Source organism: Thorsellia kenyensis, from assembly GCF_042432445.1.
Lineage (GTDB): Bacteria > Pseudomonadota > Gammaproteobacteria > Enterobacterales > Thorselliaceae > Thorsellia > Thorsellia kenyensis.
Window position 1 is genome coordinate 1 of the sequence record NZ_JBHLXE010000085.1, and the last position, 7121, is coordinate 7121.

12 protein-coding genes are annotated in these 7121 nt (G+C 31.6%); 6 read left to right on the plus strand and 6 right to left on the minus strand.

Features of this window, described 5'->3' with window-relative positions:
• Positions 1-74: 74 nt before the first annotated feature.
• Positions 75-644, minus strand: a complete 570-nt coding sequence (locus ACFFIT_RS07525; RefSeq protein WP_385877048.1) for an MBL fold metallo-hydrolase — start codon at positions 642-644, stop codon at positions 75-77.
• A gap of 186 nt (positions 645-830) precedes the next feature.
• Here ACFFIT_RS07525 and ACFFIT_RS07530 point away from each other — a divergent pair, with 186 nt between their 5' ends.
• From ACFFIT_RS07530 to ACFFIT_RS07545, 4 genes are all read left to right on the plus strand, one after another.
• On the plus strand, positions 831-1202 hold the full coding sequence (locus tag ACFFIT_RS07530; protein WP_385877049.1) for a metalloregulator ArsR/SmtB family transcription factor: 372 nt from the start codon (positions 831-833) through the stop codon (positions 1200-1202).
• Positions 1203-1312: 110 nt separating this feature from the next.
• Positions 1313-1741, plus strand: a complete 429-nt coding sequence (locus ACFFIT_RS07535; protein WP_385877050.1) for a YeeE/YedE family protein — start codon at positions 1313-1315, stop codon at positions 1739-1741.
• A gap of 16 nt (positions 1742-1757) precedes the next feature.
• Positions 1758-2177 carry a DUF6691 family protein gene (locus tag ACFFIT_RS07540; RefSeq protein ID WP_385877051.1) on the plus strand — a complete coding sequence of 140 codons (420 nt, stop codon included), beginning with the start codon at positions 1758-1760 and terminating at the stop codon, positions 2175-2177.
• A 683-nt stretch (positions 2178-2860) separates the two neighbouring features.
• A complete protein-coding gene (locus ACFFIT_RS07545) occupies positions 2861-3316 on the plus strand; it encodes a transposase (protein WP_512701385.1) in 456 nt (151 codons plus the stop codon).
• Here the strand turns inward: ACFFIT_RS07545 and ACFFIT_RS07550 are convergent.
• Positions 3267-3512 (minus strand): hypothetical protein, encoded by a 246-nt coding sequence (locus tag ACFFIT_RS07550; protein ID WP_385877052.1) that lies wholly within the window; start codon positions 3510-3512, stop codon positions 3267-3269. The two genes, ACFFIT_RS07545 and ACFFIT_RS07550, sit on opposite strands and share 50 nt — an antisense overlap.
• Positions 3513-3539: 27 nt before the next feature.
• On the opposite strand from ACFFIT_RS07550, the gene ACFFIT_RS07555 reads away from it, so the two are divergent.
• Both ACFFIT_RS07555 and ACFFIT_RS07560 read left to right on the plus strand, forming a co-directional pair.
• Complete coding sequence (locus ACFFIT_RS07555; RefSeq protein ID WP_385877053.1) at positions 3540-3761, plus strand: hypothetical protein; 222 nt, start codon at positions 3540-3542, stop codon at positions 3759-3761.
• A 712-nt stretch (positions 3762-4473) separates the two neighbouring features.
• Positions 4474-5076, plus strand: a complete 603-nt coding sequence (locus ACFFIT_RS07560) for a biosynthetic peptidoglycan transglycosylase (protein ID WP_385877054.1) — start codon at positions 4474-4476, stop codon at positions 5074-5076.
• Here ACFFIT_RS07560 and ACFFIT_RS07565 read toward each other — a convergent pair.
• From ACFFIT_RS07565 to ACFFIT_RS07580, 4 genes are all read right to left on the minus strand, one after another.
• Positions 5032-5685 carry a hypothetical protein gene (locus tag ACFFIT_RS07565; protein WP_385877055.1) on the minus strand — a complete coding sequence of 218 codons (654 nt, stop codon included), beginning with the start codon at positions 5683-5685 and terminating at the stop codon, positions 5032-5034. The genes ACFFIT_RS07560 and ACFFIT_RS07565 overlap by 45 nt on opposite strands.
• A gap of 769 nt (positions 5686-6454) precedes the next feature.
• Positions 6455-6610: a hypothetical protein gene (locus ACFFIT_RS07570; protein WP_385877056.1), complete on the minus strand. Its 156-nt coding sequence runs from the start codon at positions 6608-6610 to the stop codon at positions 6455-6457.
• A gap of 62 nt (positions 6611-6672) precedes the next feature.
• Positions 6673-6840 carry a transposase gene (locus tag ACFFIT_RS07575; protein WP_385877057.1) on the minus strand — a complete coding sequence of 56 codons (168 nt, stop codon included), beginning with the start codon at positions 6838-6840 and terminating at the stop codon, positions 6673-6675.
• Between the two features lie 32 nt (positions 6841-6872).
• On the minus strand, positions 6873-7028 hold the full coding sequence (locus ACFFIT_RS07580) for a hypothetical protein (protein ID WP_385877058.1): 156 nt from the start codon (positions 7026-7028) through the stop codon (positions 6873-6875).
• Between the last annotated feature and the right edge of the window lie 93 nt (positions 7029-7121).

The following is a 7121-nucleotide window of genomic DNA, read 5'->3' on the forward strand; positions in this document are numbered from 1 at the left end:
AATGATTTAATATTAAAATGTGATAAATATCACAAAAAAACACCTAAATTAATCAATTTTTGAACAGCGGAATGTCAGATTGAATCCCATAGCATAGCAGCGCTCCCTCCAGGGAAATCACAACGAGCACTTCCCACATCAGGCATAAATAGACTATCCCCAACAAATATAGTATCAGCGATCTTATAGGCCATATCTGCAGGTGTGTGACCAGGCACACTTATGACCTCAAGTTCGAGTTCTCCGATCGTTATTTTTTCTCCATCTTTGAGTAAGTAATCAAATTGAGAACCATCCGGTAAAAATGCTTTTTCTAGATTGAAAACTTGCTTAAATATCTTTTGTACAGCTTTGATATTTTCACCAATTGCAATTTTTCCGCCTAAACGAGATTTTAAGTAAGAGGCAGCTGAAAGGTGATCTGCATGAGCATGAGTCTCTAGTATCCACTCTACAGTAAGTCGATTGTAATTAATAAATTCTATCACTTCATCGGCGTGCAATGTTGAAGTTCTACCAGATTTAGGATCGTAATCAAGTACAGAGTCGATAACTGCTGCGTTACCACCCTCTTTATCATAAACCACGTAACAAAAAGTTGAGGTGGTTTTATCCCAAAAAGGGTGTATTAGTGGAGTCTGCATATGTCCTCCTATAGTTTGGGTATGACAAATATTATGTTTACATTTAACATATAAGATAATTATAATATATAAAAAAGTAAAGTGAAATTTTTTATATTATACTTCTGCTTTTAAAAAAATAGAGGTTTCACTTTTTAGATATAGTTGATAAGTAAAAAAATTAGTTATTTTATGTAGAGGGAAATTATGCATAAAGATCGAATACACAAAGAAAAAGCAATGAAAACATTGAGTGAAGTCATGACCCCAGAACAAACAAAATTGCATGAGGCTGCAAGTTATGCGGTGGATGTTTTAAGGGCGCTAGCAAATCAAGATAGACTACTTATCCTTTGCTTTTTATCGCAAGGCGAAGCGAATGTAAGTAATTTGGAAAATAAGCTGGGAATCAGGCAACCGACACTGTCCCAACAATTAGGCATTTTACGTAAACAAAAATTAGTCGAAACGAGAAGAGAGGGTAAACAGATATTTTATCGGATAGATGATAAGAGAGTGCTGAGTTTATTACAAACAATGTACTCGTTATTTTGTCCAGAAGAGTTAAAAGAAGAATAAAGTGTTTATAATTAATCTAGTTGAATTGGTAAAAAAACGATTTGAAGGGTAAGACAAATATTAAATACAGAGAAGTGAATAAATTAAAATTTTACTAAATGAGGTGGAGTATGTGGATTGATTTTGATAGTTTTACCCCCATCGAGAGTTTGTTAGGTGGGCTATTAATTGGTATGGCGGCATTGATTCTTATTCTCTTTTGCGGCCGAGTGATGGGAGTAAGTGGTATTTTAGGGGGGCTTTTTCAAAAACATCAAGATAAACTGTGGCGATTAGCATTTTTAACAGGGGTATTTTTAGCGCCTTGGGCTTACCAATGGATAATGATGATTAAACCAGAAGCCGTCATCAATACATCATATGGAGCACTTATTGTGGCGGGGTTGCTAGTTGGTGTAGGTACAAGGCTTGGTTCGGGATGCACTAGTGGACATAGTGTATGTGGGCTATCAAGATTTTCTTTTCGTTCATTAATATATACATTGATATTTATGGCTATAGCAATGGGTACTGTATTTATCGTGAGTATATTTAAATAACTGTTGAGAGAGTAAAATGAACAAAGTATTTGCATTATTAAGTGGATTAGTATTTGGAATAGGACTTGTTATCAGTGGCATGGCTAATCCAGAAAAAGTGCTGAGTTTCTTATCGATTACCAATGATTGGGATCCTTCGTTGGCATTTGTGATGATTGGCGCAATAAGTGTCAGCATAATTGGGTTTATGATGGCAAAAAAAAGGAGAGTGAGTTATCTGAACCAAACTATTATTTTACCAACACAGACTCGTATTGATAACAAATTAGTCTTAGGAGCTGTTTTATTTGGTTTAGGCTGGGGAATTGCTGGTATATGCCCTGGACCTGGCTTAGTTCTTATTTCACTTGGTGAAATCAAAGGTTCCATATTTATGGCTGCAATGCTTCTAGGTATGATGCTATTTGAATTGGTTGCATCAAAGATTAAATCTTAGTCATTATTGTGTATTAGGTAGAGTAAAAATAAATGCAATTTTCTTTATTACTAACTTAAATGCGAGAATCGGGATATTGCTGTTTTACTCTATAGAAAAGGATAACTCTAAACCCGTTATTAAAAAATGGTTATTGTTTATGTACCGGTTGTAAAAAAGATGTGGACTTTATTTTGATCCTATATTTTAATGATAATGAGCTTGTAAAAGTAAAAGTAAAAGTAAAAGTAAAAAAGAAGTTCTTTAAATATGAAATATACTAGAGTAACTTCAAGTTGCAGGTGCAAATAGTATCCTAATGCCCCATTCAGAGCGCATTAAACATTACTAAAACCTGCATCTAGATTTCGATTGGATATAAACCCTTGTTAAATGATATGCTAATTATCATAAAGATAGGTAGTAAAACTATTTAAGTTACTTAAAATTAATAATATAGAGGCAGTTGCAAAATTTAGGAGATATAATAAATTAATTTGATTTTTTGAGGGGAGGTAGTTTGGTAAGTATTAGATTTCAAAGAAATTTATGGTATAATGTATTCATCAAAAAAACAAAAGGAATCTAACTTATGACTAATAAACAATTCAAATATTTTTAATCAATTAAATGTTTAAGTTCAAGATTCTATATTTCCTTTTCTTGAAAGTCAAGGTATTGTTTTAACTGATAAACTATGTGAAGTGGTCAATGCTATTGAGATATCTGAACTTGATAAGTTTGTTGTGAATTGCTCAAAGAGCCATTTAGGTAGACCGGCTACAAAACGTGTCTATTTTGCAAGAGCTTTTATTTCCAAAGCGGTGTTGAATTTAGGGACCACAAATCATTTAATTAAGCGTCTTACTTATGATCAAACTTCGAGGCGTATCTGTGGTTTTTCTATTACTGATCGACTACCTAACAAGTCTAGTTTTTCAAGGGCCTTTAAGAAGTTCTCATACTATAAGCTTCCTGAAATTGTGCATAAATCCTTTGTCCAAAAACATTTATCTGAGATGTTATTTGAGACAGTAAGTCATGATGTAACAGCAATAGAATCTACAGAGAAAGTAAAAACAATAAAAAACGATGAAAACGAAAACTCAACTACTGATACACAACCTGAAAATAAAAAAGCTCAGCAACCTCCCAAATAGAGAGGGTGCTCGACAAAAGAAGAACAAGCACTAAAGAAGGCCTAGCAGGAACAAGAAGAAAAAAATTAACATTCATCGGTTCACAGCGCACTAAAAATGCAGCAGATAACCTCCATGCATTAGCTAAACCTGTTTCCTGCAGTTCTAAATTAAGCAGCAAGGCTATAACTCCACAAGGGTTGATTATAAATTGCATATATCCTCGGTTCCAGGGGATATTCCAGTGAGTTGTATTTTGACATCTGCATCAGTTCAAGATAGCCAAATTGTGGTACCTTTGATGCAAGAAACGACTCAAAGAGTCAATTATTGCTATGATTTGGCTTACGCTGGATATTCTAGTCAAGAGTTACGAGAGACATCAATTGCTTTTGGCCATATTCCTTTAATAGATCATAACCCTAGGTGTGGAGAAAAAAGAACTTTGAAGAGTTCGAAGCAATAAAATACAACGCAAGGAGCTGCGTAGAAAGGATTAATAGCCATTTAAAAGACTATCATGGAAGAAGAAATATTTGGGTTAAAGGCCACGCTAAAGTGATGACTTATCTTATGTTTGGAATACTAGGAATAACGATCGAACAAACTCTTAGATTGTACTGAATTGGTTAGTCAAACAACTAAAGTTTGAAACTGAAATTATGCATATTAGAATATGAGGCATAGCTAATAGATTAAATATGATGAAGCAGGTTGTTTTTTAACCTAAACACCAAAAATATCGCGATCTCCGCTTTGCTGTGATGTGGAAATTTAGAATGTTGCGAGATTTTTGAATTTTGCAACTATCTCTATATTACTAAATCAAGAAGTTTATTAAGCTTTTCATCTAGTTAACTTTTGAATTAACAGTCATGGACTTAAAACTTTTAGCGTTTCAATTTAGGTGTAAAAAGAAAATACTTTAATACAGAAATAATTTCGTTAGATAAATTATCATAGATGATTTTCAAGAAATCCATAAAAATTTACAACTATTTAAACTACTTTTTGGAGAGGAATAGATCAACTACACGAGACTTAAATTTTAGAAAAAATATAAGGCTAGGCTTTTACTTTATAAATCCAAATTGTGTATCCATTGGAAATAGAATAGCTTTCACTTAAATCAACAAAAAAATCGAAACACAACAAGAGCTACCTCTTTAGGTTATGTGATGAATATTATAAAAGCCATTAAAAATTTAAAAGATGATTACAAAAAAGTTTGCAATCGTATATCAAAAATAGACGCAGATTTTTGTTATGATAAAAATATATATGTTTCTGTTGTTTGTGCAGAAGATGTGGATTTTATGAAGCATAAAGGGATAAGTTTTAAATCATTAGTTAGGGCATTAATAAAAAAACATGGTGGAGCCAGTACTATAACAATGCAGACGGTAAGAGTAATTACGGGTAGGTATGAAATTGACTTTAAAAGAAAGATAAGAGAGATTTTATTATCTTTCTTAATTGAGTTGCATTATGATAAAATATCTATAATAAATTCTTATTTAAAATACTCTTTTTTTGGTTCAGGAATGAATGGTATTGAAGAAATTTTGAGTGTATTTTTCCCAAATAAAAAAAAATTAACACAAATCGATTGTATATTCATTGCTTCTTTATTAAAGAGACCTGCACCAAAACAAATCAATATTTGTTGGGCTTATAAATTAAATCACAGAATTATATATGTAGAAAATAAAGTTAATAATAAAGGGTGTAAAATATTAAAACAAATTGAAAGCTATATAAGCAAAAAAAACAAAAAATAATTTTAATATGCTTTTTAAAAATTTCACAAATAAAATTGTTAATTTTTTTATAGTAATTGGATAATAATCGATTTTTTCAATTATAAGATCCCACTTTTCATTGATATTATTATTAATTAATGAAATCAGTCGGTATGATGAATTTTGCAAGTTTTTTAACTGTGATTCCATCTTATCTATTTCATTGTTTTTAGCACATTCAAGGTTATCAACATTATTGGCTAAAAAGTTATGAATTGACCTTAAATTTGTTTGTATTTTTTCAATTTTAGGTAGACTATTAGTAAGGATTTCCTTTCTTTTTATTTGTGTCGATAAATAGTCATATGATGAATTCCACTCTTTAATTATCGTTCTATATTCTTCCCTAAAAGTTTCACTAACATTTTGTTTTTTTGCTCTAGCGGATTTTAAATTATTTAAATACGTTCTAGTATAATAAATTCTAGTTAATAATTTTTTTTCAAAATCATCAACTATCAATTTTGCATCATGAATTTCTTTTTCTGTTTTTTTTATTTTAAGATCACTTTTTGAGCGTCTTTTTGTTAATAGATGACCTACAACAGCCCCTAAAAAAAGTATAATAATCTGTACTATAAATTCCATTATTAAAATTCTCTTTTATTGTATAAGCATTTTAGACAGCTACCTTTCTTCGCATTTTCGGAAAGGCATTTTAAGTATTATTCTAATCTAAACAGTTATTTTCCATTCACTTTAAACAAACTCTATATAGACTATTCAATTCCTAAATACTCTTACTTTCATCTTTAACTCTTTTTATTATCGCACGACTAATAATTTTTCCGTTTTAAATCGATATTTTTTTGTTATCTTAGTCCTCTGTCTAGGTGAATAATGATGTATCATCGTAACTAATAGGTTCAATCTTAGCAACTCCTTAATTTATTAAAGGCGCGCACATATATATCGCTTTCCAATGTGTGCATTTTGCTTCTCGAAACTAAAATACCAAAAAAGATTCCTATTTATCATCTGAGCGTAAAAATTATCAGTCGTTCAGTGATAGCCATAACCTGTAATACAGGATTAACTCAGCGCTACACTAAGAGAAAAAAATTGTTATCAATGAGAATATTGCGGCTAAACAGGATCCTAATTGGGTGCAAGATATGGAAAACATTTTAGGTTTTCCCTTCAATTTGATAATCCGCTTCGATGAATGAATAACTCGGGCGCTTGAGAGTGAAAAATCAATATCTAAGCATAATCCTTCACGATTAAAATCATCAATTACATCAAATATTCTTATTATTTTATCCGGCGATAAAGCATTTGACATGAAGTCCACAGACCACATTCTATTGGGCTGTTCTGGCATAGCAAAAACTTCAGGATTACCACGCTTAGGGTTCTAAGGTCTACCTTTGACATTGCCTAAATAGTCAAAACGGAATTTAAATCCCCATAACTTATGTTCATCAATAAGCTGAAGTAATTCTTCGGCCACCTGAACATTTTCATAAGATAATTTGACTGTATAGCGATAAGATGCTTGACTAATCCCCAAAAGTACACACTAAACGAATAGTAAGACCTAAGTGCTCAACACTCTCTTTTGCCATCATCTTTTTATCTGATGACTTTGCCATTTTCATTTTCTTCTTCAAACTCTTTAAGCCTTTTCATAATTGGCATATCTATGCCATTAAATGTTAAACCCCACTTATAAAAAGAAGCTGAACTGATGACATGTTCATTGCAGATATTTTGAACTGAAACACTTGCGGAACTTGTCAAGATAGTTGTTAGTTATTTATAATTTTTACATACTAAGCTACACCATTTGTTTTTTCCTTTTTAGGCATTTCATTAAGCGTCACTTTAGTTATTGGACTCCAATCACGTATATGCCCTTTAGCCCATCTATTAGGATGGCTTTCTTTCTTGCTGTTCATTACCTCTTGTCTTTTCTGTAATTTAGCCACATCCTTACCTGCGCGTTTATCAGCAGGGGTAATAATGCGTTATATTTTAAGGTTTTAAATAACGATTCTGACATGGGATTATCATTACTTACC